Here is a 24,893-nt window from a genome sequence, read left to right on the forward strand (position 1 = left end):
ATAGAAACCGCCGGTTGGCTCTGCCGGACAAATGCGCGATTTTCTGCAAAGAGATATTTTAATGAAATTCTGGCGGGTTAATTTTAGTAATACAGCGTATTTCATCCGGTCATCATTGTCTGATGAACAAGAGTAAAGCGAGGTAGCTTAAATAGTTTTCAGAGGAGGAGTTGAGCGTTAATAATAAAATACCTGGCGTCTTACCAGGCATTTCTTCAGGTCTGTTTAGCGCTGGCAAATTTTTATCAACAGTTCCGCCATCCAGCGGTGGCTTCTCTCCTGGCCCGCCGTTTCATGCCACGAAAGATAGCAGGTACGGCTGTCCATGTCTAAAGGCAGAGGCAGCAGCTGTAGCGCAAACTGCTCTTCAAACTCTTTCGCCAGCCATTCCGGCGCGATAGCCACCATATTGGTTTGCGACACGACGCTCAACACGCTGACCATCGCATTACCGTGAAAAGCGACGCACGCCCGCTGCTCTTCAGAGCTATACCAGGGATAGCTGAAGGAGGCGTAGCGATCCAGCGCGACGGTGGCGTGCTGCTCGCGATAAATATCCTCCTCGCTCAGCGGCGATGCGATACGCGGATGGTTGCGTCTGGCCACCAGCACCATCCGGTCATGGAACAGCGGGATACTGGTAAATTCCGGATGATTGAATTTGTTGTAATCGAGTACAAATTCCACCTCCTGATAGCGCAGCTGATTTGTCACCTGCTGACTTAGCGAAGATTTAAAGGACAGACTGACCCTGGGCGCAATCTCACTTATTTTGTTAAAAATAAGCGGCGTCAGATAGTTATCCAGCGGGCTACAGACGCAAAGGTTGTAGAGACGTTCGCAGTCCAGCGGATCGAAAAGCGTATCCGGTAGCTCATTTTGCACCAGCGATAGCGCGCGTCGAACCGAGCTAAAGAGTTGAAAGGCGCGCTCTGTCGGTTTAATGCCGCGGCCGTTGCGGACAAACAGTTCATCCTTAAACAGCACCTTCAGGCGAGAGACCGCGCTGCTGACCGCAGGCTGAGACATGCCCAGCGTTTGCGCCGCTTTGGTTAGGCTTTGTTCCTGCATGACAGTATCAAAAATGGTCAGCAGGTTGAGGTCGACTTTCCGCAATACCGGCTGCAGGACTTTCGGTTCAGAGGTTGGCTTAGATGTTGTATTTTCACTCATGTAGGGAACTCCACCAGCACATTAATCAGCGATTCTGCTGCGTAACACTGAGACTTTTCGCCAAAGGAAAAAAATGGGCAGATAAATCACCATCGGCCCCAGCAGCCATGTGTTATCGGTTTCCAGCAGCACGCTCAAATGTATGAAACTTATTATCAAAATGGTAAACAGCAGAAGAATATGAAACGTATTATGTTTTCTGGAGAAAACGGCATAGCGGTAAAGCATTCATTTTTCCTTCGTTCACTCCTTGAACAACGGAGAATACCATATAAAAAGTGATGAAATTTCTGAAAAATACGCGACTTAATCCTAATAAGTAAATTCTCATTAAAATTAATCGACTGGACTTAGCTAAATCGAGAAGCAGGCAGGACGCTGATATTCCTTTGCCGCAAAGGGGGGGCTAAAACCGGATAATAACCTTCTGTGACTCACAGAGGCTAAAGAATAGAAATGATTTCACAGGAAATAGTCACGTATAAGCAGCAATAGCCGGGAGGAGACCAGGGCGCTGGGCGAAATAAAAATTGTGCGGAAGCGGGAAGCACTCTGTTAACGTACTAAGTCGATATTGGGCCGCCATCGAGGCCTCGAACCCCGTTCCCTACAACGTATGTCGTTCGCTCTTCCAGATGAGCTAATGGCGGTCAGGTGCTAATCAGCAAAGTTCAGCAGTGGCGTGCCGATACCAATTAGCGACGCGCATACTAGCCCGTTGAATGGGCGGTGTAAATAATATAAATGCACGAAATATCTGGATCCCCCCTCTCTGCGCCGCCGATTCGGGTCACCTTTGAGGATGCAGACAAAACCTTACACGCCAGCCTCTTGTGCATTGATAAGGATTGTTTATGATCCCCGGGTTCTGAAATGTCCTGGTACCCTATGCGCAACCGTCGACTCCCTGGTAAATGGTTTTTGATACTGACCTGCTTCGTCATGGCTTTCTGCCTTGTTCAGCGGGCGGCCTATCTGCACCATTTTTTGGCGGACGCCAGCGCCCAGGCGCAGGACAGCGCTCTCAGCGCGCAGGCCAAGCAGCCCTCTTCAGAGGAGGCTGAGCAAGGGCCTTCGCCCTGTCAACTGAGCGCCAAATCCCTGCTCTGCGCGCAGCCGCTTTTCTTCGATGGCGCGTTACCGGCCGTTATTTTATTCCTTGCCCTGCTTCAGCTGCTCGCCGCGGGCCGTACGGTGGTTTTCCGGGACGATCCCGTCCGGCCTCCCACGCTGCGAATACATCTCAAAAACTGCGTTTTCCGTGAATGAAAAAATCGTTCTCAGACGATTAGTTTTTTAAATTCACGGAGAAAAAAATGCTGAATATCTTCAGGGGCTTCGTCTTCCTGGCGCTGACCTGCGCGGGCGTTGCCCACGGGGCGGACACAGGATGGCTGACATCCCCGCAAAACGACCACGCCCGGATCCGCTTTCAGGCGGAAAAAGGCAAAGATCGGATCGACGGACTGCTCTCTATTGAGCTGGCTTCCGGCTGGAAAACCTACTGGCGCTCGCCGGGTGAAGGCGGCGTCGCCCCGCAAATAATCTGGAACAACGGCGAACGGGCGCGGTGGTACTGGCCTGCCCCGTCAAGATTCAAGATTTCCGGCCTGACGACCCAGGGCTATCACGATCGGGTAGCGATCCCGATAACGATCGCCGCCGCGCCCGGCGACGTGCTGGAAGGCACGCTCACGCTGTCGACCTGCAGCAACGTCTGTTTGCTGACCGACTATCGGCTGCGTCTCGATTTCAATCAGCCCGCAGACGGCGAGTTCCGGGAAGCCTTTGCCCGGGCCATGCGCGCCGTCCCGGTGGATAACGGGGTGACGAACGATCTCGCCGCGCATCTTGTCGGTAGCCAGCTGGTCATCACCGCGACCACGACCGGCGGATGGAAAAATCCCGGGATTTATTTTGACCCGATGGACGGTGGGATTGTGGCCGGCGATCCGGACGTACGCGCCGAGGGCGACCGCCTGAAGGTGACGGTGCCGGTCACCGATGAATGGGGAGAAATACCTGCCACGCTGGCGGGAAAAGCGCTGTCGTTGGTGCTGACAAATGGCGAAAAAGCGCAGCAGATGAACCTTATCACTGGTGCGGATCTCGCGCCAACGGCGACGGTTAGTCTCGGGAAAATAGTGCTTTTCGCGCTGCTCGGCGGCGTCATCCTTAACCTGATGCCCTGCGTGTTGCCGGTGATGGGTATGAAGCTCAGCGCGGTGCTGCAGGCTGGGGCAGATCGGGGCCCGGTCCGGCTACGTTTTCTGGCCACCAGCGCGGGCATCCTGACCTCGTTTGCCCTGCTGGCGCTGATGGTGACGATGCTCAAGCTCACCGGCGCTTCACTGGGCTGGGGGATCCAGTTCCAGAATCCCTGGTTTATCGGCGTAATGGTTGCCGTCACCTTTCTCTTCGCGCTGAATCTGTTCGGGATAGTCGAGATGCTGCTTCCCTCGACTGCCGTTAGCCGGATGGCGACCGCCGGCGGCGCCGGGATAGCGGGGAGTTTCTGCGAGGGCGTTTTTGCCACGCTGCTGGCAACGCCCTGCTCGGCCCCCTTTCTGGGCACGGCCGTCGCTTTCGCGCTTGCCGCTCCGCTTCATGAGCTGTGGCTGATTTTCATGGTGCTCGGGCTGGGGATGGCTGCGCCGTGGCTGTTCGTCGCCCTGTTCCCGCAAACCGCCGCCCTGCTCCCCCGCCCCGGCCGCTGGATGAACACCCTGAAAATGGCGCTTGGCGTCATGATGCTGGCCTCCAGCTTCTGGCTGGCGACGCTGCTCGGCGTTCACCTCGGCGAGACCGCCAGCGGCATGATGGCGCTGGCTCTCACCGTAGCGGCCCTGATCGCCTTGTTAGTCGCCCATCAGCGAACGACTCCCGCCCTCTGGCTGGTGGTTATCGTCCTGGCGGCGTATGGCGGTTTTCAGGTTCGCGGTCTGCTGGCGCAGGGTTCCACCATCTCGTCGTCGCAGGCTAACGCTCAGCAAATTCGCTGGCACCCCCTCAGCGAGGAGGCCATCCGCAGCGCGCGGGCTGAGGGCAAACGGGTGTTTATCGATATCTCCGCCGACTGGTGCGTAACGTGCAAAGTGAATGAACACCGGGTGTTAAATCAGCCCGCGATCATCCGCGCGCTGGCTCAGCCCGATGTCGTGGCGCTGCGCGGCGACTGGAGCAAGCCTTCTGAGCCGATCGCCCGTTTCCTGCAGAGCCGAAATCGCTACGCCATTCCCTTCAACCAGGTCTACGGTCCGGGCCAGCCGCAGGGAGAAATACTGCCGCCGCTGCTCGATCAACAAACCGTCCTCAACGCCCTCAATCATGCCAAAGGTTAAATTAACGATGAAAAAAACGCTGCTCACCCTCGCTCTCCTCCCGGCATCTTTGACGGCTGTGGCGTCTTCGCCCCTTACGCCGGCGCAGGAGGCCCGCGTGCAGGAACTGGTTCAGGAGACGCTAATCGGCCATCCTGAAATTTTGATCGCCGTGGCCGAAAAACTCGATCGGCAGAATGCCCAGGCTGGGCAGGAATCGCTAAAGCAGGTGCTGTCGCAGGACGGCGATTTTCTCTTTCACGATCCCAACTCACCGCGAATCGGCGCGCAAAATCCGAAGCTGACGCTGGTCGTCTTTACCGATCATAACTGCCCGTATTGTAAAAAGTTTGACCCCTATCTGGAGAAAATTGTGGAAAAATACCCGGATGTTGCGGTGATCTTTAAGTTTCTGCCCTGGCGCTCCGAAAGCTCAATGACCGCGGCCAGGGATGCGCTCACCCTGTGGCGCACGCATCCTGCACAGTTTGTTAAATTTAACCATATCCTGATGGCGAAAAAGGGGTATCACGACAGTGCCAGCATTGAGCAGGCGAAGAAGAAGGCGGGAGTCATTGTGGCTCAGCCGGATGCGCAAAGCCTGGAGACGATTAAGCGCAGCTTTGCTGTCGCCGAAAAGCTTGGCATTCAGGGAACGCCGGCCACGCTTATCGGCGATGAGATGCTCTCAGGCTGGATCCCCTGGGAGCAATTTGATGCCACAATCGGCGACGCGCTGAAAAAACAGTAACCCACGTCAGGGGGAGCGATCCCCCTGCATTGCGAGGCGATATGATGAAATACTTTTTACTGCTGGCGGCCTGGATGATGCCAGGCCTGGCGCTTGCCGAGGGGGCGATCCCCCAGATAGTTAAAAATTTTGGTGAACAGCAAGGGATTAAAATTATTAAGGAGATAGATTCCCCCGGCGGCGTGAAAGGCTGGGTCGGTCAGTATCAGGATATGGGGGTGACCCTGTTTTTGACGCCGGACGGGAAGCACGTTATTTCCGGGTATCTTTACGATGATAAAGGGCAAAACCTCAGCGAGGGCTACTTTAAAGAAGCGATCTATACCCCGTTAGGCCGCGAAATGTGGAAAAAGCTGAACGATGCCCGGCCGCTCAAGGAAGGCGCTGATTCCGCTGCCAGAAAAGTGATTGTCTTCGCCGATCCGTTCTGCCCCTACTGTAAGACGTTCTGGTCAGCGGCGCAGCCGTGGGTAAAAGCCGGTAACGTCCAGCTGAATACCCTACTGGTTGCCTTTCTCAACCCGAAAAGCGGCCGCTACGCCACGGCAATCCTGAATGCCAAAGATCCGGTAGCCGCCTGGCAAGAGTATGAACTCTCTGGCGGCAAAAAAATCCCGCGCTTTGACGGCGTGACGCCGCGGGAAACCTTTACTCTTCTTCAGCATAACCAAAAGCTGATGGATGATTTGGGCGCCAGCGCGACGCCGGCTATCTATTACATGAATGAACAAAACGAGCTCCAGCAGGTGATCGGCATGCCCGATAAGAAGCAGCTGGTGGAGATGTTCGGGCCCGAGCCCTGATGAAGAGCGGGCGTCCCGCGGGGCGCCTTGCTAACCCAAGCCTGACTGCGTATTTTTAGTCTTACGCTGCCCTTCCGGGCATTCAACGTTTGAATGAATGAGGAATAATGGAACGCTTATTTGTCTACGGTACGCTGCGTCCGGGCCACTCGAATGCCCATATTATGGACAACATTGGCGGAGAGTGGCTGCCCGGCTATGTGAAGGGTCTGTTTTATGAACGCGGCTGGGGAGCAGCCGCGGATTTTCCGGGGATCGTGCTCGACAACAACGGGCCTCGGGTCAACGGCTACCTGTTCCTGTCCGCGAATCTTAGCGCCCACTGGCCAATGCTGGATGCGTTTGAAGAAGGCTACGATCGCGTTGCCGTGGACGTTACCACGGAAGACGGTCAGCGCGTGACCGCCTGGATCTATCAGCTACAGCCGAAGGTCGCAGCGTAAAACCCTTTCGCCCCGCGCGTGCGGGGCGTCGCTCAGCGCGGGTTTATGCGTCGCGCCAGCCCATTGCCGGCGCAACGTGCTTCAGTATGGACTCAATCACGTGGGCGTTATACTCCACGCCAAGCTGGTTCGGCACCGTCAACAACAGCGTATCCGCTTCGGCAATCGCCTCGTCCTGCTTCAGCTGTTCGACCAGCTTTTCCGGCTCTGCGGCGTAGCTGCGGCCAAAAATGGCGCGGGTCTTCTCGTCGAGGAAACCTATCGAATCGCTCTCGTCACGGCCTGAACCGAAATACATCCGGTCGCGATCGTTCATTAGCGCGAAAATGCTGCGGCTGACCGACACCCGCGGCGTGCGCGTATGGCCCGCTTCTGCCCAGGCCTCGCGATAGGCGCGGATCTGCTTCGCCTGCTGAATATGGAACGGTTCGCCGGTTTCATCGTCTTTCAGCGTCGAACTTTGCAGGTTCATCCCCAGCTTTGCCGCCCACATTGCCGTCGCATTCGAACCGGCGCCCCACCAGATTCGCTCGCGCAGCCCTTCAGAATAAGGCTCAAGCCGCAGCAGGCCCGGCGGGTTGGGGAACATGGGCTGCGGGTTAGGTTTCGCAAACCCCTCTCCGCGCAGCGCGTCCAGCAACACTTCGGTGTGGCGGCGCGCCATGTCCGACTCGTTTTCGCCTTCGCCGGGAACATAGCCAAAATAGCGCCAGCCGTCGATCACCTGTTCCGGCGAGCCGCGGCTGATACCCAGCTGTAAACGGCCGCCGGAGATTAAATCCGCCGCGCCCGCATCCTCGGCCATATACAGCGGGTTTTCATAGCGCATATCGATCACGCCGGTGCCGATTTCAATACGTTTGGTTTTCGCCCCGACCGCTGCCAGCAGGGGGAACGGCGAGCTGAGCTGGCGGGCGAAATGATGCACCCTGAAATAGGCGCCATCCGCGCCCAGCTCTTCGGCGGCAACGGCCAGATCGATGGATTGCAGCAGCGCGTCAGCGGCCGAACGCGTCCCGGACTGCGGCGACGGCGTCCAGTGACCAAATGATAAAAAGCCAATCTTTTTCATGACGTGGGTGTCCTGGGTTGCAGGGAAGTCGTCGGCAGATGGCGCATAATGAAAAACGTGTCTGCCACATTATGCCTCTACTCTACGCATAACCAGGTGAGAATAAATATCGTTTGTTTAACCGAATGCTTCAAATAAATTGATTGAGTCTGCTCGGCGGCGCAGACCGCGGCCCGGGCAATAAACACGGGCTCACAGGCCGAATATCGCCTCAATTTCAATTTTGAGATCCGCAGAAAACAGACGGCTGACTTCTACGAGCGAGCTGGCGGGTAGGTGATCGCCGTAATTCCGGTAAAGCACTTTGCGCAGCTCGCCGATCTCATCAAAAGAAGTGATAAAGATCGTGACTTTGATAAGAGACGAAAAATCAATGCCTTCGGCGCGGGCAACGGCTCGTATCTGCATAAAAATCTCCTCCGCCTGGGCGGCAATACCGTCACGCTGCGCCCGGGTGCCGAACGCGGTGAGCCCTGAAATGTAGAGCGTATTTCCGTGCTTAACCGAATGAACATAGGGCGCCTTGACCTCGCCCAGTTCGGGGTAATTTTTTCGTACCATCTGACTCATACCGATATCCTTATTTAAGTTAAAACTGACAACCCTCTGACGCGCTGTTGTGACCACCCAGCGTTGCCGTATCAACGGTATTTTTACCGATTCACTAAAAGCCGGTTCTTACTGGCGCCAGCCGCGGACGCGTTTGATTTCACGCCAGGGCTCGTCACAGCCAGCCTGCTCCATCTCCACTCCATAATCTGAACAATATCACTCAATCCTCCTTCGTCAGAATGTTCATTACGCTCAGGAGGAACCATGAACAAGCTGAACTACTCTCTTAAATACGTCGAATACTTATTCAGAAAATGCCGGGGAATGATGACTTCGGATCTTTATTTTCATACTGCCAAACTCAACAAAACGTCGCAAACCTTTGCTAATCTCAAAAAACCCATCACGCTGAGTGAGAAGATATGCCACCGCCTCGTCTTCGATCATAACGCCCTTTATACTCTGCTGGCCGACAAACTGGCGGTCAGAGAATATGTCCGCACACGAACGCAGCTTGTGCAGGTGATACCGTTAATTGGCGTTTACCAGCGCGCAGAGGATATTGATTTTAGCAGACTCCCGGCGAAATTCGTGTTGAAGTGCAATCATGACTGCGGCAGCACCGTTATATGCAGCGACAGAGACAATTTTAATCCAGCCAATACCTTAAACCGACTCAAGCTGGCGCTTAAAAAGAATATGTATTACACAACCCGAGAGTGGCAATATAAGCATATTGCCCCGGTTATTCTCTGTGAGATGTTTATCGACTTATTTTCTGACCGAGATAAAAACGTTACGCCTGAGATGTTAAGAATACATTGTTTTCATGGGGTAGCCTGCTTTGTGGAGGCTGATTTCACCGATAAACAGGGGCGCGAATATATTAATGTCTATGACAGATCGTGGCGGCTGCAGCCTTTTCAGATGGAATATCCAAACACACTGGGGCCGGTTCCTGAACCCGAATCCTTTCATCGCGCCGTCACTGCCGCGCAGGAATTGGCAAAAGAGATTGATTACTGTCGTGTCGACCTGATGCTAAAAGAAAATGAAATTTATTTCAGTGAAATAACATTAAGTCCGAAGCGAGGTAAACTTAATATCACACCGGCGATATGGGATGCTAAACTCGGAGACATGTGGCACTGATGTCTCCAGAAACAGGCTCAATTGAGCCTGTTTTCTCAGGGCAGGTTGACAGGCCATGATAATTTAAAAATCGAGTGATTTTCTCGTGACAACCGATAGCTCACACTACCGCCGTGAGCGAGCATAATCGCTTTGACGACCGATAATCCCAATCCGCAGCCTTGAGGATTAATATGTCTGGCATATTCTCCGCGCTGAAAAGGTTCAAATAACAGCCGCTGGAGTTCTTCAGGGATTCCGGGACCACGATCCTGAACCAGAATATAATTTTCTTTGCCAGAGGTTCCATTCTTTATCAGCAAAGTTCGGGAGGTGGAATATTTTAAGGCATTATCGAACAGCACCGTCAGGCACTGCGTCATACGCAAAGGATCGCAAACGCACAACTGCTGCTTGAGTTCAGTGATAAGGGTGAACTGCTTGCTGCGAAACTCCGGTAAAAAAGTGTCAAGCGCGCTGGTAATCGTCGCTTCGAGATCGACCTCACTGAGCGTCAGCGTATAACCGGCGCCGCCGGAGGAACTCACGACCCGCAGATCCTCAATTAAATTAGTCAGGCCTTCCGTTTGTCTCAGCAGGTTTCTGAATAGCGCGGGCTCTGGCTCAAATACCCCTTCTACCAGCCCCTGAAGCCTTCCGCGCAGAATAGTGACGGGGGTTCTGAGTTCGTGAGCGATGGCCGCGTTCCACAGGTTCCTCTGAACATCGAGGGTCTGCAGTTTTTCCGCCATTTCATTGAAATCATTAACAAGATTATTAATCTCGCCCAGCTGAGAGCTGGTGCCGGACGCTCGTGCGCCAAGATTGCCCTGCGAAATTTGTTTCAGGCTCTGGGCGACGGCATTTAACGGCGTCAATATTCTGGCGGAGAGTTTAACGGTAAAAAACAGCGATACCACCAGACTGGTGACTGAAGCTATCGTGATCCACAGCCAGTCCAGCAAGGTCATATCATCTTCGCTCCCGGAGACGGCGCCTCCCGGCAGGTAATCAATCAAGAAGCTATAAAATAGATAAGAGCCCACCACGGCGATAGCGATAATAATGAAGGTTAACGACAGCATATAGGTCAATATCTGACGGCTCAGAATCGTTTCTTTGTTCATTTTTTCTCACCTAACCGATAGCCCACTCCTCTGATGCTCTCCGGGATGCCTTTGAGCCCCGCGTGTTCAAGCTTTTTCCGCAGCTTACTCATATGGCTATCAACGGTTCGATCGAGTGAATCCCCCTCGGGCAGGCAGGCATCCAGTAACTCTTCGCGTGAGCACACCTTTCGCGGACTGCGCGCCAGGTAGGTCAAAAGCTTAAATTCGGTGGTGGTCAACACCGGGGTGACAATCTTATTCTCGACGGTAATTTCCACGTAAAATTCATCGGGATAGATTGTCAGAAACGGCAATCTCAATGGCCTTGAATTGGCGACTTCGGCATTCGGCCGGGTTCTGCGGAGTACCGCTTCCACTCTGGCGATCACCTCGGAGGGATTAAACGGTTTTATCACATAGTCATCTGCGCCGAGCCTCAGTCCCATCAGTTTATCGACATCCTGGTCAAGCGCGGTCACCATGATAACCGGCACGTTAGTCTCTTTGCGTAAGGTCGTCAGCACGTTCCAGCCATCATAAACGGGTAGATGGATATCCAGTAACACGAGGTCCGGTTTATGCAGACGGGTAAGATTGATCGCCTGCTCGCCGTCCTCCGCCCGACAGGTTTTCATTCCCGCCCGATGTAAATAGCCTGTCAGAATAGCGGCAATTTCATCGTCATCCTCGGCGATAATTATCAGATTGCTTTTGTTCATTTTAGTTTCCACATTACCGATAATAGATTTTATTTTATCTTAAAAAGATTTTATGCCGTACTTGTTTAAAGGTTCTACAACCAAATCTCAGGCACCTGCCGCGAGCGGATATTTTTCCGGTTAAAAGCAATGTGACAAGCCCGGAGTTAAAAAGTTGCACACGCCGCATTTTTTCCTGCCGATATAAAGCACGCGGAACGCGTCTCCATACTGGCTACACAATCACGAAATAAACAATCAACATACCGCTGCGACAATCCATCATCGAGGAAGAAAAGTGCAAGCGTGAGTGTGACACGCACGCCTGTGAATTCAGCTCGCCAGACAACTGATGTGGGCCCCTGTCAGAGAAAACATTATGGAAAGCTTAAGTAATATTCGTCGTGAAAAAGTTCTCGCTGCCTTTATATTTTCCCTGACAGCATGGGCGTTACTTTATTTATGGTTATACCTGGTGCATGCCATTGATGAAAAGGTAGCTTCCACGACGCTGTCATCGCCATTGGTCGATGCCAGTATCACCTTCTCAGTCCTGGCGTTTATATTCCAAAAGAAACCTGGTGCGTTAAGAGAATTAGCGATCATCGTCTTCTGGCTGGTATTAATATTTATTTATAGCATTGTTGTTTTTAATATTCTTTTGAATATTGTACCCGGCATATATGATATTGTCTTTTATTATGAGTGCTTTTTGCTGATCGTTTTCTGCGGATCCCCGGTGTATTTATTGATGCGGATGATTTGATTTTACGCCATGAAAAAGATAGCCCTCTTAAGCAGAGTGCGGTAGCCGCGCTCATAAGGTTAACCGGGAGTACACATACACACTCCCTCCATAAATCGGCCATTGGCGGTTAACATCGCGCATTTAGACTTCGCCTCTTCCTCCTCGACCTCGTTCTGGCCGGATCGCGATATATGCCATTCGCGCAGGAGACAATTGCTCGAACGTTGCCGCCCGGATGACGCTATCGCGCGAGTTTACCGGAGGATAGGCCCCGGGAAACCGAGCGGTCATCCTGAATTTACTGACCTTTTTGTTTGTTGACTGGATGTCTATCTGATGCCGCACTTTTTTATTGAACGTCCTATTTTCGCCTGGGTGGTCGCGCTGTTTATCGTGCTGACGGGAATATTGTCCATTCCGCGCCTGCCGGTTGCGCAATATCCTGCCGTCGCACCGCCGGGCATTATTATTTCGCTCAGCTATCCAGGGGCCAGCCCGGATGTGATGAATACGTCGGTCGTTTCACTTATCGAGCGTGAGATTTCTGGCGTGGATAATTTGCTTTATTTTGAATCCACCAGCGATACCACCGGAATGGCTTCCATTACGGTAACCTTCAGGCCGGGAACGGACATTAAGCTCGCGCAGATGGATCTGCAAAACCAGATTAAAATCGTCGAGCCGCGTTTACCGCAGGCGGTAAGGCAAAATGGCATAACGGTTGAGGCGGCAAATTCCGGCTTTCTGATGATGGTGGGGTTAAAATCCCCGACGGGAGAGTATCAGGAGGCTGATTTAAGCGACTATTTTGCCCGCAATGTGATCGATGAGCTGCGCCGCGTCCCTGGCGTTGGCAAAGTTCAGCTCTTCGGCGGGGAAAAAGCGCTGCGTATCTGGCTGGATCCTATAAAGCTCCACGGTTACGGGCTTTCCGTCACGGACGTCGTGACCGCTGTCGGCCAACAAAACGTGATTGTTTCTCCCGGCAGAACGGGAGATGAACCAACAACGCCGCAGCAGGCCGTTACTTATCCGATAACCGTTAAAGGTCAGCTCTCATCCGTTGAGGCGTTTCGCAACATTACCTTAAAATCTGAGGTGACTGGCGCACGGCTAAAGTTGGCTGATATTGCGCGCGTGGAGTCTGGGTTACAAAGCTATGCGTTTGGCATACGAGAAAACGGCGTTCCCGCCACGGCTGCCGCTATTCAGCTCTCTCCCGGCGCAAATGCGATCGGCACGGCATCGGGGGTCCGCGCGCGGCTCGCAGAGCTTTCAGGCGTGCTTCCTGAAGCAATGGCGTTCACGGTTCCGTTTGATACCGCCCCCTTTGTGAAGCTTTCTATTTTGAAGGTGGTGGAAACATTTGCCGAAGCAATGGTGCTGGTCTTTCTCGTTATGTTGTTGTTTCTGCACAAAATCCGCTGCACGTTTATACCTGCTATCGTGGCCCCGGTGGCGCTACTGGGCACCTTAACGGTGATGCTGCTTAGCGGCTATTCCATCAATATCCTGACCATGTTCGGCATGGTGCTGGCAATCGGCATCATTGTTGATGACGCTATTGTTGTTGTGGAGAACGTTGAGCGCCTCATGGAAGAAAAGGGGCTCTCCCCGAAGCAGGCCACGCGGGAAGCGATGAGCGAAATCACCCCAGCCATTATGGGTATTACACTGGTGCTGACCGCGGTATTTATTCCCATGGGTTTTGCCGACGGGTCGGTAGGGATTATTTACCGGCAATTCTGCATTTCTATGGCGGTGTCCATTTTATTATCGGCATTCCTGGCGCTGACGCTCACCCCTGCCCTTTGCGCTACGTTACTTCGGCCTCATCAGCCTGACCGGAGTAAAGGCGGCAGGTTTTCCGCATGGTTTAACGCCCGTTTTGACCGCCTCGCCTCATTTTACGCCTCCGGGCTCGGGTTTGTTCTGAAACGGACCGGACGCATGATGTTGCTGTATACCGCGCTCTGTCTCGCGCTGTATGCCGGTCTATCCTCATTACCTTCGTCATTTTTACCGGATGAAGACCAGGGTTACTTTATGTCGTCGATCCAGCTCCCTTCCGACGCCACGATGCAGCGTACGCTTAAAGTGGTACAACGATTTGAAGATGAAATCGCCGCGCGGCAGGCCGTTGAAAGCAACATCATGATCCTGGGATTTGGCTTTTCAGGCTCGGGGCAGAACTCAGCCATGGCTTTCACCACCCTGAAGGACTGGAAAAATCGCGAGGGCGCGACCGCCCAGGGTGAAGCAGAGTATATTCAACGCAGTATGGAAAGCGTTCCCGATGCCGTAACGATGAGCCTGCTCCCTCCGGCTATCTCCGACATGGGGACCTCATCCGGGTTTACCTGGTATTTGCAGGACCGTGGCGGCAAGGGCTATCCGGCCCTGAAAAAGGCAGCGGATGAGCTGGTAAAGCGTGCGAACCAGAGTCTCCTGTTGAACGATGTCTATATCGATGGGCTCCCTGAAGGGAGCAGCCTGATGCTTAACGTCGACAGGGAAAAAGCGGAAGCGATGGGCGTATCGTTTGATGAGATTAATCAAACGATTTCCGTCGCAACGGGCTCCAGTTACGTCAATGACTATACCAATAATGGCCGGGTTCAACAGGTGATCGTTCAGGCGGATGCGCCCTACCGTATGCAACCGGAGCAGTTATTGACGCTGTCGGTGAAGAACCGCTCGGGGCAGATGCTTCCTTTGGCGACGTTTGTGACGCTCTCCTGGAACGTTGCCCCACAGCAGCTCAATCGTTATCAGGGATATCCGGCCATCCGCATTAGCGGAAGCGCCGCCGCGGGCGAGTCCACGGGTAGCGCAATAGGGGCGATGGAGAGGCTGGCGGACCCGTTGCCGGCGGGTTTCGCCGGAGAATGGGCGGGGAGTTCGTTACAGGAAAAGCAGTCCGCGTCACAGCTGCCGGGGCTGATAATACTCTCGGTGCTGGTCGTATTTATGGTGCTGGCCGCACTCTATGAAAGCTGGTCGATTCCCTTCGCGGTAATGCTTGTGGTTCCTCTCGGCCTGCTCGGCGCGGTTGTGGCCGTGACGGTGGCGAATATGACCAACGATGTCTTTTTTAAAGTGGGCCTGATAACCCTGATTGGCCTTTCCGCTAAAAATGCGATTTTGATTGTGGAATTTGCCAGACAACTGATGAGCCAGGGAATGAACGTGGTGGATGCAACATTACTCGCCTCAACCCAGCGCTTACGCCCAATACTCATGACCTCGCTGGCATTTACATTAGGCGTCGTACCGCTGATGCTGGCCAGCGGAGCGAGCGACACGACACAGCATGCCCTGGGAACGGGCGTCTTCGGGGGCATGATAAGCGCAACGGTGCTGGCTATCTTCTTTGTCCCCGTCTTTTTCGTGATGATTACGCGGTGCATTGAACAACGTCGGAAAGGGGAAAAAACCCCGCGCCATATTAAATAGCACGAGGTTGGTACGAGCGTTGCCGGAACGACAGGATGGGTTTTACGCCGCGTTAAGGGGAAGTATGTCGCAGCGCTTTAGACTCGCTTGCCTCACTCGTCGGCGGTCTGGTCGTCATCCATTATTCTGGCCAGTCGCTAAAAAGCGGCTGGCTAATGGCGCGCGCTTTTCATTGCATCCTGCCTGCCCGGATTGCACGGTTCTTTTGTGCCCGGGAGATAAAATTTTCCGGACGAGTCAGGCTGCGTTCCGCCCGGACACCCAGGGCGTCCAGACGCGGTCGCGCTGCCATCAGAGCCATTGCCCCCATCCGAGTTATTCCCATTCCCACCGTCGCCGCCATTACCGCCGTTAGCGGCATGGACTGAGAATGCGCACAGCATGAAGAAACACACCACAAAGCGTCTGACCATCACCATCCCCTGTCATCGGATTTAAATACTGACTGAAAGCCGGTGAATTGTACTCGCTTCCAGAATCCGTCGAACGCATTTCTGCCGCATTGCCGGATAAGAAAAACCGTACGCGACGCGACGGTCGTGGTGCTCAGGGACAGGGCATGGAATAAGAGAGGAATAATCCAGAGACAGGCCGTCGCGATATCGCCAACACGGCTTTCACTATCGCGGCCGTAACGCTATAAATCGTTATTTATCGCACAGTATAACATGGGTAGCAGCAGGACCTTTGTCGTCTCTATGGAGTACAGCATATTCAACTTTCTGGCCTTCAAACAGGGTATTAAAATTATCCCCACGAAGCGCCGTGCAATGGACCGAAATATCTTTGCCGCCATCGAGAGGTGAAATGAAACCAAATCCCTTCGACTCATTATACCACTTGACCAGACCTTTAATTCTTGAGGACATACTGACTCCAGTTGCGCATCAGGTAATTGACAGAAAACGTGTCGGATTAAACGTATGGACTCAAAAGAAAGGGGGTATCAGCGATAGCGCCTGGTAATGAGAACGGCCGATAAATTTTTTAAGCTCATGCGTTTTTTTCGAATTAATAATTTCATTAATGCATGAATACCATTCATAAGCAAATTAAATTTTAGCCATCCAGATGCCCCACTGGGGATAAAATAATGAGAAATGGCCTTAAATTTATCGCGCTGCGACGCATGATATGGCTTCACCACCGCATGAGCCTGTTCGCAAAAATAAAAAAATACCCCCTCCAGATTCATCCACGTTATCGTAATCCAAAATCTAGTTAACCCAATGAAACTATGATAGTTATTATCATTAAACCCTCAACAAGGCGCTGGCGAATCACTCCCCCTCTTTCCGTATTACTCTCCGTCCCGGCCATATCAATTGAAATAAGTCTTGCTATCCGCGGTGAAGTATGTGACTAATGATTAGTCGGTTAAGTACACAGACATAATAAAGCGGTTTAGTAAAGCAGTCCTCATCTCAAGTGTTATCCGTTGATAATTCTTCCTTTTGAGTCTCCTTATCGTTATTAATTAGATTCTGTGCGAAACCTTTTCGCCGTAAGGCTCAGATATGTTGAGGTATTATCAATGTCTAATAAAATGACTGGTTTAGTAAAATGGTTTAATGAGTCGAAGGGCTTTGGTTTCATCACCCCGGACAACGGTAGCAAAGATGTGTTTGTACATTTTTCGGCTATCCAGAGCGGCGGTTTTAAGACCCTGAACGAAGGCCAGAAAGTCGAATTCACCATTGAAGATGGCCAGAAAGGCCCTTCAGCGGGTAACGTCTACGCCATCTAAGCTGCGCTTTATTCACTGGCGTAGATTTCAGCTTCGCTGCCGATGATGGAGTCACGCCAGTTCAAAAACCCTGACATCATGTCGGGGTTTTTTCGTTATGTCGCGAGCCGCCAGGTTCAAATAAAAATGCAGGCCGGCCTCAAAGTATTCCGTGCTGAATCAAAAAGCCCCACCACGGAATGCCAACAACCATATGAACCAGAAAAGTTAATAACGCTATTATGGTCCCGGTTAACCACCAGGATTTAATATCATTATAACCGGCGGCAAAAATAATCGGCCCGGCGGCACCACCATAGTGCGTGATACAGCCCCCGTAAGAGTTAGAAAACAGGATCGCGAGCGCCAGCAGCGCAGGCGCCGTTCCGGTAACCAGTCCGACGGTAGCGAAGACGGGAACCATAGCCGCGACGTATGCACCGCCGGAGGCGAATAAATAACGCACGATGATGCTTAAAAAAACAATAATCACAATGGTCGTGTTACCGGCGCCGAGGAAATCCAGATGCGCGGACATAAAGGCGGCAAGCCATTTAAAAAATCCCTCTTTGCTTAAGGTCGCACTCAGTCCAATAATGCCGCCGTACCAGATTAACGTATTCCAGCCGCCCTTATTTTGCAGCACATCATTCCAGCAAATAACATTCGCGAGCAAAGCGCCAGCCATGGCGATCACCGCAACGGAGGATTCATTCAGCCCCAGATAATGAGAAAATATCCAGCCTGAGAGCGCGGAGATAAATACGACGATCAGCCCTTTCTCTTTCGAACTGATGGCACCCAATTCATTCAGGCCCGCAGTGGCTATTTTTATATTGTCTATTTCTTTTAATTGCGGGCGCACTATTTTGTAGGTGATATAAGGAATAACAGTTAACATCAATAGCCCAAGCGGTACCCCCGCCAGAGCCCATCCTACCCAGCTTATGCGAATATGAAAAATATCGGAAATTAACTGTAACGCTAAGGCATTTCCGGCAAACGCGGTCAAAAACATATAGCTGGTGGTCTTAGTCACCATATACACATTCACCATCAGGTAACGTCCGGCCTTACGCGGACTCTCTTTTGGCGTCGAACCTAACACCAGGGCAATGCTATTGATAATCGGGAATACGACGCCGCCGGCGCGCGCAGTGTTAGAAGGCGTCGCCGGTGACAACATTAGATCCAACAGCGCCGTGACGTACCCTAGCCGTAGGGTTGTCCCACCAAATTTTAAAATAAACCAGTACGCCAGACGTTTCCCCAACCCGGTAGTGACAAAAGCGGCGCTCAAAGTAAACGCGCTAAATACCAACCATGTCGTTCCCGAGGAAAAACCGCTCAGTACATCCATTGACTTGACGGGAGAGTCATCAAATCTTGCCACCGTTAAGCATGACAAGCCTACCGCCGACATCATAATCACGGGCTCAGGATAAGGCTTACTCACCAGCCCTATAATGGACGCCAGATAGATGCCGGCCAGTATCCAGGCTTCTTTCGTCAATCCGTCGGGGGGTGGAATTATTATAGCTAATATAATAATAAAAATAAGCACCGCTATTTTTATTAGCTTGGACTTCAACATGCTTCACCTCGGCTACAATCCGTGTCGTTAAAAGCAGAAGCCTCATTCTTCTGAAGCTTCCGCTGAACAAGTGAGCTATTCACCGTTATTGTTTAATGCAGTAAAGAATTAGCCAGCAAATGTTTTAATAATATTTTTTTCATTATTCGTTGACTGATACTCTGGCAGCCGATCGAAGTTCAGGTAACGATAAATGTCGTCCCTTGTTGCTTTGATTTTATCCATGTGCCAGAAATATTGTTCAACGGTCGGCATTTTCCCTATCATCGCCGCCACGGCGCTCAGCTCCGCCGACGCTAAAAAAACGTTCGCATCGGTGCCAAGACGATTCGGGAAGTTACGAGTCGATGTTGAAACAACGGAACTGCCCTGACGTACCCGCGCCTGGTTCCCCATACACAGCGAACAGCCGGCGGGTTCGATTCTGGCGCCCGTTTTTATGAACTGATTAAAGTACCCTTCACTGGCAAGCTGACGCGCATCCATTTTCGTCGGCGGAGCCAGCCACAGCCGTGCGGGTATCTCGCGGGCGTCGGCAATAATTTTACCGGCGGCGCGGAAATGGCCAATATTCGTCATGCAGGAGCCAATAAAGACTTCATCTATCGGCGTACGCGCGACTTCCGACAGCAGCCGGGCGTCATCAGGATCGTTCGGCGCACAGACGATAGGTTCGGTAATTTCCCTAAGATCGATCTCAATCACCGCGGCATATCCGGCGTTCTCATCGGCCACCAGCAGCGACGGATTCGCCAGCCACGCCTCAATTTCCGCAATTCGCCGCGCCAGCGTGGCGGCATTTTCATAACCCTGATTAATCATCCAGCGTAGCAATGTGGCATTGGAGCGCAGATATTCCGCCACGTTCTCTTCTTCCAGACGCAGCACGCATGCCGCTGCGGAGCGTTCGGCCGAGGCGTCAGCCAGTTCAAAGGCCTGCTCCGCTTTCAGCATGCCGAGTCCTTCGATTTCCAGGATACGCCCGGAGAAGATATTGATCTTATTTTTTTTCTCCACCGTCAGTAATCCCTGCTTTCTGGCATAGAGCGGAATGGCGTGCACCAGATCGCGCAGGGTTATCCCCGGCTGCATCTCTCCCGTAAAACGGACCAGTACTGACTCCGGCATATCCAGCGGCATAATGCCCGTTGCCGCAGCAAAGGCCACCAGCCCGGAGCCACCGGGGAAAGAGATGCCAAGCGGGAAACGGGTGTGAGAATCCGCCCCGGTCCCTACGGTATCAGGAATTAGCATACGGTTAAGCCAGGAGTGGATAATGCCATCCCCCGGCTTCAGCGCCACGCCGTTCCGGCGGCTGATAAATTCAGGCAGCGTTTCATGCAGCTTCACATCAACCGGCTTGGGATAGGCTGAAGTATGGCAGAAAGACTGCATAACCAAATCAGCGGAAAAACTCAGGCAGGCCAGATCGGTAAGCTCATCGCGCGTCATTCCTCCGGTAGTATCCTGCGAACCGACGGTAGTGACTCGCGGCTCGCAGTACTGTCCTGGTCGGATCCCGGCAACGCCGCAGGCTCTTCCCACTATTTTCTGCGCCAGCGTAAAGCCGGCGGCGGAGGATGCTGGCGCTTTCGGCCTGCGGAAAACGTCGGAGGGCGCAAGGTTCAGTGATTGCCGCGCTCTGGCCGTCAGGCTCCGGCCAATAATTAGCGGAATGCGCCCGCCGGCGCGCACTTCATCAAGCAGAACGTCCGTTTTCAGGGAAAATGAGGTGATAGGCTGCTGGCTGTGGGCTTCGCAAATTTCTCCGCGATACGGATAGAGATCAATCAGCATTCCCGTTGATAGCGCGGAAACATCCATTTCAAGCGGCAGCGCGCCGGAATCTTCCAGCGTATTAAAAAAGATGGGCGCAATATTTCCGCCAAAAACAAAGCCGCCGCTTCGTTTATTCGGCACCCATGAAATATCGTTGCCAAGATGCCATAAAATAGAATTAGTTGCCGATTTTCGGGAAGAGCCTGTGCCAACGACATCTCCGACGTAGACCAGCGGGTAGCCCTCTTTTTTTAACTGCTCTAGCTGCCGTATCGGCCCACGGCTTCCCGGTTCATCCGGGCTTACGCCGTCGCGCGGATGACACAACATGGACAACGCATGCAGAGGAATATCCGGACGTGACCACGCCTCGGGCGCAGGCGACAAATCATCAGTATTGGTTTCCCCCGGCACCTTAAATACTTTCAGCGTGATCTTCTCCGGCAGCGCCGGGCGACGTAAAAACCATTCGGCGTCGGCCCATGACTGAAGCACTTTTTGCGCCCAGGTATTTCCTTGTTTCGCCTTTTCTTCCACATCCTTAAATTTTTCAAAAATAAGCAGCGTAGCGCTTAATTGTTCCGCGGCGCTGCTGGCCCAGCGGGGATCGTCCAGTAAGTGGATGAGCGGTTGAACATTATAACCGCCCTGCATGGTGCCCAGCAGTTCAATAGCCTGCTGAGGCGCAATAAAACTCGCAGGGTTTTCTTCTTTAATCTGCTGATAAAGAAAATCGGCTTTAATTTTCGCCGCCGGATCGACGCCCGGCGGCACGCGATGCGCTAACAGCTCAACAAGGGCATTTTTATCTTCGCAGGTCTTGCTGGTCAGTAATGTAATTAATTCTTGCGTTTGCTCCGCGGTTAACGGCTTCGGTGGAATATTTTTTCCAGCACGTTCATCGACATGCTTATTATAAGCTTCTAACATATGCTCTCCGTTTCAGAAGTTATTTATCTGAAGGTTGTTTATGTAATCGCGATATTCGGTTGGTAACATTAAGTTTTAATAAATTGCGGTAGCCCTTCACAAAATGCTGCTAACTGCTCCAGACCATAATTCCAGTCGCCGAATCCGGACTCAGCATTAATATGCCCGGCGTCACCCAGATCGATTAAACGTCCTCCCCAGCATTCCGCCCAGTACTGCGCTCGCTTAAAGGTCATTAACGGATCGTTTCGGCTGGCAAACATGAGGCTGGACGTCCGCAGACGCTCGGGAAGTACCGCCTCGTCCAGTTCGAAGAGCGATGGCTCCGCAGGCGCAACCATGACGATACCCGCTATATTCACCTTTTGTGTCTGAATCAGGCGACATGCGGCGAGCGCCCCAAAGCTATGCCCGACCAGCACAGCCGGGAGCTTACAGGTAGCCAGCTCCCGACGGATAGCGGACACCCAGGCATCAATATCCGGCTCCAGCCAGTTCCGCTGGCTTATCCGCTTCCAATACGGAAAACGACGACTCCAATAGCTTTGCCAGTGATGCTCATCGCTGTCTCGCAGGCCCGGCACCAGAATAATCGTCAACTTTTCGCGCAGCTGTTCCAGACGTTGGGTAGTCATTAAGCTTTCCTCTCCACGTTCAGTACCGCCCGTCAGGCCGGGTAATGGGAAAGTACCCAGCCAACGGCAAGGAGATCCGCGCTGCCGCCAGGGCTGAGATTTCTATCAATCAACGCCTTATCCATGTGTCTCAGCGCTTTTCTGAGCTTTTCACCCGCCAGGTGTTCCATCTTCAGAATGCGTTTTGCATAGCGCTGCACATACTGCAGGCCGCTTAGCCCGCCCCGGGACACCACATTGGTATCGGGGTTGAAGGCCATCAGGGCCAGCAGCATTCTGAGCAGCGCATCCTGCTCAGGTAGCCCCTCCCGCCGCGCTTTCTGCCACTGGGGCAGCCCAAACTGCCTGACGGTATAAAAACCGTTCTCCGCCTCACCCCGCGCGCCGCTAAACCCGAAGCGCTGAAAAATATGCTCGCCTTTGGTTTTGGCGAGGCCATTTTTTTTCAGTTCATGGCTAACCAGGCCCGCGCACATCGCACTGGTTTCCCGGCACAAATTGCGCTGGCTAAGCATCTGGTTGCGCTTAACAAGGCGCCCTGCGGCGGCGCACAGCAGGCCGAGGGAAAAAATGCCGCCTTTGTGGGTGTTGACTCCCCCCGTGGCGTTGAACATCGCCTGTTCGCAGGCCAGTCCTGTGGGCCTTATCGCTAATAGCGTCTGCGGGGCAGGCAAATCCGCGGTCGCCACTCCCTGCGCAAAAAAGCGGGGGAACCAGGGCGAGACGGCGCGAATACTGGCCATAAACAGCGCGATGTTCATATCACGATGCGAGCCATTGTTCTCGCCATCAACCAGCCCGGGCTTTGGCGTTAATCTCACTTCCCGATACATCGCCTCGGCAGCCAGCCAGGCAATGCTTTCCCGTTGCTCAGCCCGTTCAGCGTTCACCGCGAAAGTAGTCATAGGCTAAATCCTCAATCACTTGCGCAAGTTCATTCTGAGAATGGCGGCGCATACGGGAACAGACGTGGGCAGCCTCATTGCAAATGAAGCATCTGCGCATCGGCTGTCGGATCGCGCTGCGCTTAATTAATCCGGATGTGGGACAAAAGACATCGATATCCCACAGACGCCCGAGAGGATGATGATCTTCAAGATGCGCCGTCACGTGCTTGATCATCCAGGCAGGCGCCGCTATGGACCAGAACGCTTCGGGCCCGGTGGGCTGAAAACTAACCTCGTGCCTGGAAACGTCCCAGCGATGTTTCCGCAGCAGCTGGCTGAACGCGTGCGTCGCCTGCGCCATAACCTGCCGGGCAAGCGGCGTATCTTTTACCTCGCCGGGCCAGACGAGCGTGGTGGATACCATCGGTTGTTCAAAGCGGCGCAGCCACGCCTGTTGTACACTCGCGCGCGCTTCTCTGGCTTTAAGGACTTCCTCAAGAGTGATAGAGGCGCAGGAAGCGTTTGTCGTTTCGTCGATCATTCTTTCACCTGCCTTACCACGTCAATGACGCTGCCATCGCGATAACGCACGACGCCGACAATGCGCGAGGTAAACTCGATCGGTTTCGGTTCGCCAGAAATCACCAGCGATGTCTGATAAAGCGCCTCGATATCAACAACCGGCAAACCGGCCGCCGTCAGCCTCTCTTTGACTTCCGGGCGGGCAGGATTCACGGCAATGCCGTGGTCGGTGACCAGCACGTCAATGCTCTCTCCCGGCGTTACGCGGGTTGTGACGTGCCTGACGACGGTGGGAATACGGCTGCGGATCAGGGGCGCGACCACGATAGTTAAATTTGCCGCCGCAGCGACATCGCAATGTCCGCCCGACGCGCCGCGCATCACGCCGTCGGAGCCGGTCAGTACGTTGACGTTAAAATCCGTATCAATTTCCAGCGCACTTAAAATGACGATATCCACGCGGTCGCAGCAGGCGGCTTTCGCCGCCGGGTTGGCGTAAACGCTGGTCGAGATTTCAACGTGGTGCGGATTTTTCGCCAGCGACTCCCCCGCCGCGCCATCAAAACTTTGTGTATCCAGCAGCTTAGTAATCAGTCCCTTTTCATGCAGATCGACAATGCTGCCGGTAATGCCGCCTAAGGCAAAGCTGGCGACGATATTGTGCTTCCTCATGCGGGATTCCAGGAATCGCGTACAGGCGGTGGACGCCGCGCCCGATCCCGTTTGCAGAGAAAAGCCATCGCGAAAATAACCGGAATGCTCAATGACGTCCGCAGCAGACCGCGCGATCATCAGCTCTCGCGGATTGCTGGTCACGCGCGCGGCGCCAACGCTGATTTTCGCCGGGTCGCCTACGCTGTCGATTTTGACAATATAATCAACCTGATCCTGAATAATGCTGGCCGGCATATAGGGGAACGGTTCGATGCTTTCCGTCAGCAAAACCACTTTGCGGGCATATTTTGCATCGACCATCGCGTAGCCAAGCGAACCGCATCGGGATTTGCCGCCGCTGCCGCTGGCATTGCCATATTCGTCGCAGCAGGAGACCGCGAGGAACGCGACATCAATATTAATTTCACCCTTTTCAATCAGATTGACCCTACCGCCGTGCGAGTGGATCTGTACCGGCTCCTCCATCAGGCCGTGTGAAATCGCATCCGCTAATTCACCGCGCATCCCGGAGGTATAGATTTTGCTAATAACGCCTTGTTTAATATGCTCGATCAGCGGCGTGTTGCAGGTCATCAGGGAACTTGACGCCAGCGTTAACCCTCGCAAGCCTTTTTCCGCCAGCCGGGTCATAACGTAGTTAATCACTTTATCACCCTCGCGGAAGGCGTGATGAAATGAAACGGTCATCCCATCGCGTAAATCGCAGCGCGATAAAACCTCATCCAGCGTGTCGAAAAGTTTGCGCTGATATTTTTGCCGGGTATCCGCAAGATAGGGCGTATGGGTATTTGCGCCGGAAAATACCTCATATTGGTGCTGGGCGCCGGATATATTATGAAGGACTTCTGTTAATTGATTCATAGTTAAATCCTGTTGCTGGTGACTGAAT

At 53.1% G+C, this 24,893-nt stretch carries 21 protein-coding genes; 9 read left to right on the plus strand and 12 right to left on the minus strand.

All coding sequences use genetic code 11. The annotated features are described in order from the left end of the window. Window positions 1–225 precede the first annotated feature (225 nt). Complete coding sequence (leuO, locus tag EGY08_RS04830) at window positions 226–1,173, minus strand: transcriptional regulator LeuO (protein ID WP_004131162.1); 948 nt, start codon at window positions 1,171–1,173, stop codon at window positions 226–228. Between the two features lie 888 nt (window positions 1,174–2,061). Between leuO and EGY08_RS04845 the strand changes: the two genes are divergently transcribed. The 5 genes from EGY08_RS04845 to EGY08_RS04865 all read left to right on the plus strand — a co-directional run bounded on the left by EGY08_RS04845 (window position 2,062) and on the right by EGY08_RS04865 (window position 6,490). After that, a complete protein-coding gene (locus tag EGY08_RS04845; RefSeq protein WP_123829409.1) occupies window positions 2,062–2,442 on the plus strand; it encodes a hypothetical protein in 381 nt (126 codons plus the stop codon). Window positions 2,443–2,489: 47 nt separating this feature from the next. Beyond that, on the plus strand, window positions 2,490–4,514 hold the full coding sequence (locus tag EGY08_RS04850; protein WP_123828285.1) for a protein-disulfide reductase DsbD family protein: 2,025 nt from the start codon (window positions 2,490–2,492) through the stop codon (window positions 4,512–4,514). Between the two features lie 7 nt (window positions 4,515–4,521). Next, window positions 4,522–5,244 (plus strand): DsbA family protein, encoded by a 723-nt coding sequence (locus EGY08_RS04855; RefSeq protein WP_004131155.1) that lies wholly within the window; start codon window positions 4,522–4,524, stop codon window positions 5,242–5,244. A gap of 44 nt (window positions 5,245–5,288) precedes the next feature. Continuing rightward, entirely contained in the window at window positions 5,289–6,047 is a 759-nt protein-coding gene (dsbG, locus tag EGY08_RS04860; protein ID WP_123829410.1) for a thiol:disulfide interchange protein DsbG, read from the plus strand. Between the two features lie 107 nt (window positions 6,048–6,154). Beyond that, a complete protein-coding gene (locus tag EGY08_RS04865) occupies window positions 6,155–6,490 on the plus strand; it encodes a gamma-glutamylcyclotransferase family protein (RefSeq protein ID WP_004131153.1) in 336 nt (111 codons plus the stop codon). Between the two features lie 43 nt (window positions 6,491–6,533). On the opposite strand, the gene EGY08_RS04870 is transcribed toward EGY08_RS04865, so the two are convergent. Both EGY08_RS04870 and EGY08_RS04875 read right to left on the minus strand, forming a co-directional pair. Then, window positions 6,534–7,562 (minus strand): LLM class flavin-dependent oxidoreductase, encoded by a 1,029-nt coding sequence (locus tag EGY08_RS04870; protein WP_004131152.1) that lies wholly within the window; start codon window positions 7,560–7,562, stop codon window positions 6,534–6,536. A gap of 192 nt (window positions 7,563–7,754) precedes the next feature. Beyond that, on the minus strand, window positions 7,755–8,132 hold the full coding sequence (locus tag EGY08_RS04875; RefSeq protein ID WP_004131151.1) for a RidA family protein: 378 nt from the start codon (window positions 8,130–8,132) through the stop codon (window positions 7,755–7,757). Window positions 8,133–8,378: 246 nt separating this feature from the next. Between EGY08_RS04875 and EGY08_RS04880 the strand changes: the two genes are divergently transcribed. Then, window positions 8,379–9,266 carry an ATP-grasp fold amidoligase family protein gene (locus EGY08_RS04880; protein WP_004131149.1) on the plus strand — a complete coding sequence of 296 codons (888 nt, stop codon included), beginning with the start codon at window positions 8,379–8,381 and terminating at the stop codon, window positions 9,264–9,266. Window positions 9,267–9,301: 35 nt separating this feature from the next. Here the strand turns inward: EGY08_RS04880 and EGY08_RS04885 are convergent, their stop codons facing one another. Together EGY08_RS04885 and EGY08_RS04890 are read right to left on the minus strand one after the other, a co-directional pair. After that, window positions 9,302–10,372, minus strand: a complete 1,071-nt coding sequence (locus tag EGY08_RS04885) for an ATP-binding protein (RefSeq protein ID WP_004131147.1) — start codon at window positions 10,370–10,372, stop codon at window positions 9,302–9,304. Further along, window positions 10,369–11,073 carry a response regulator gene (locus EGY08_RS04890; RefSeq protein ID WP_004131145.1) on the minus strand — a complete coding sequence of 235 codons (705 nt, stop codon included), beginning with the start codon at window positions 11,071–11,073 and terminating at the stop codon, window positions 10,369–10,371. Before EGY08_RS04890 ends, EGY08_RS04885 begins: the two co-directional genes overlap by 4 nt. Before the next feature lie 358 nt (window positions 11,074–11,431). On the opposite strand from EGY08_RS04890, the gene EGY08_RS04895 reads away from it, so the two are divergent. Both EGY08_RS04895 and EGY08_RS04900 read left to right on the plus strand, forming a co-directional pair. Continuing rightward, complete coding sequence (locus EGY08_RS04895; RefSeq protein ID WP_123828286.1) at window positions 11,432–11,818, plus strand: transporter; 387 nt, start codon at window positions 11,432–11,434, stop codon at window positions 11,816–11,818. 318 nt (window positions 11,819–12,136) lie between these two features. Beyond that, window positions 12,137–15,256, plus strand: coding sequence for a multidrug efflux RND transporter permease subunit (locus tag EGY08_RS04900; RefSeq protein WP_123828287.1), 3,120 nt, complete (start codon window positions 12,137–12,139; stop codon window positions 15,254–15,256). 647 nt (window positions 15,257–15,903) lie between these two features. Here the strand turns inward: EGY08_RS04900 and EGY08_RS04910 are convergent. Beyond that, window positions 15,904–16,125: a cold shock domain-containing protein gene (locus EGY08_RS04910; RefSeq protein ID WP_123828288.1), complete on the minus strand. Its 222-nt coding sequence runs from the start codon at window positions 16,123–16,125 to the stop codon at window positions 15,904–15,906. Window positions 16,126–16,790: 665 nt separating this feature from the next. Between EGY08_RS04910 and cspA the strand changes: the two genes are divergently transcribed. Next, on the plus strand, window positions 16,791–17,003 hold the full coding sequence (cspA, locus tag EGY08_RS04915; protein ID WP_004131139.1) for an RNA chaperone/antiterminator CspA: 213 nt from the start codon (window positions 16,791–16,793) through the stop codon (window positions 17,001–17,003). 139 nt (window positions 17,004–17,142) lie between these two features. On the opposite strand, the gene EGY08_RS04920 is transcribed toward cspA, so the two are convergent. From EGY08_RS04920 to citF, 6 genes are all read right to left on the minus strand, one after another. Beyond that, complete coding sequence (locus tag EGY08_RS04920) at window positions 17,143–18,576, minus strand: anion permease (protein WP_049112751.1); 1,434 nt, start codon at window positions 18,574–18,576, stop codon at window positions 17,143–17,145. 108 nt (window positions 18,577–18,684) lie between these two features. After that, window positions 18,685–21,285, minus strand: coding sequence for a bifunctional aconitate hydratase 2/2-methylisocitrate dehydratase (acnB, locus tag EGY08_RS04925; protein ID WP_123828289.1), 2,601 nt, complete (start codon window positions 21,283–21,285; stop codon window positions 18,685–18,687). 68 nt (window positions 21,286–21,353) lie between these two features. Then, window positions 21,354–21,920, minus strand: a complete 567-nt coding sequence (locus tag EGY08_RS04930; protein ID WP_123828290.1) for an RBBP9/YdeN family alpha/beta hydrolase — start codon at window positions 21,918–21,920, stop codon at window positions 21,354–21,356. A gap of 32 nt (window positions 21,921–21,952) precedes the next feature. Then, window positions 21,953–22,825, minus strand: a complete 873-nt coding sequence (citG, locus tag EGY08_RS04935; RefSeq protein ID WP_004131135.1) for a triphosphoribosyl-dephospho-CoA synthase CitG — start codon at window positions 22,823–22,825, stop codon at window positions 21,953–21,955. Next, entirely contained in the window at window positions 22,800–23,348 is a 549-nt protein-coding gene (citX, locus tag EGY08_RS04940) for a citrate lyase holo-[acyl-carrier protein] synthase (protein WP_087828853.1), read from the minus strand. The genes citG and citX overlap by 26 nt, the downstream gene beginning before the upstream one ends. Then, on the minus strand, window positions 23,345–24,865 hold the full coding sequence (gene citF / locus EGY08_RS04945) for a citrate lyase subunit alpha (protein WP_087828854.1): 1,521 nt from the start codon (window positions 24,863–24,865) through the stop codon (window positions 23,345–23,347). The genes citX and citF overlap by 4 nt, the downstream gene beginning before the upstream one ends. Between the last annotated feature and the right edge of the window lie 28 nt (window positions 24,866–24,893).

Source organism: Klebsiella sp. FDAARGOS_511, assembly GCF_003812845.1.
Taxonomy (GTDB): domain Bacteria; phylum Pseudomonadota; class Gammaproteobacteria; order Enterobacterales; family Enterobacteriaceae; genus Klebsiella; species Klebsiella grimontii.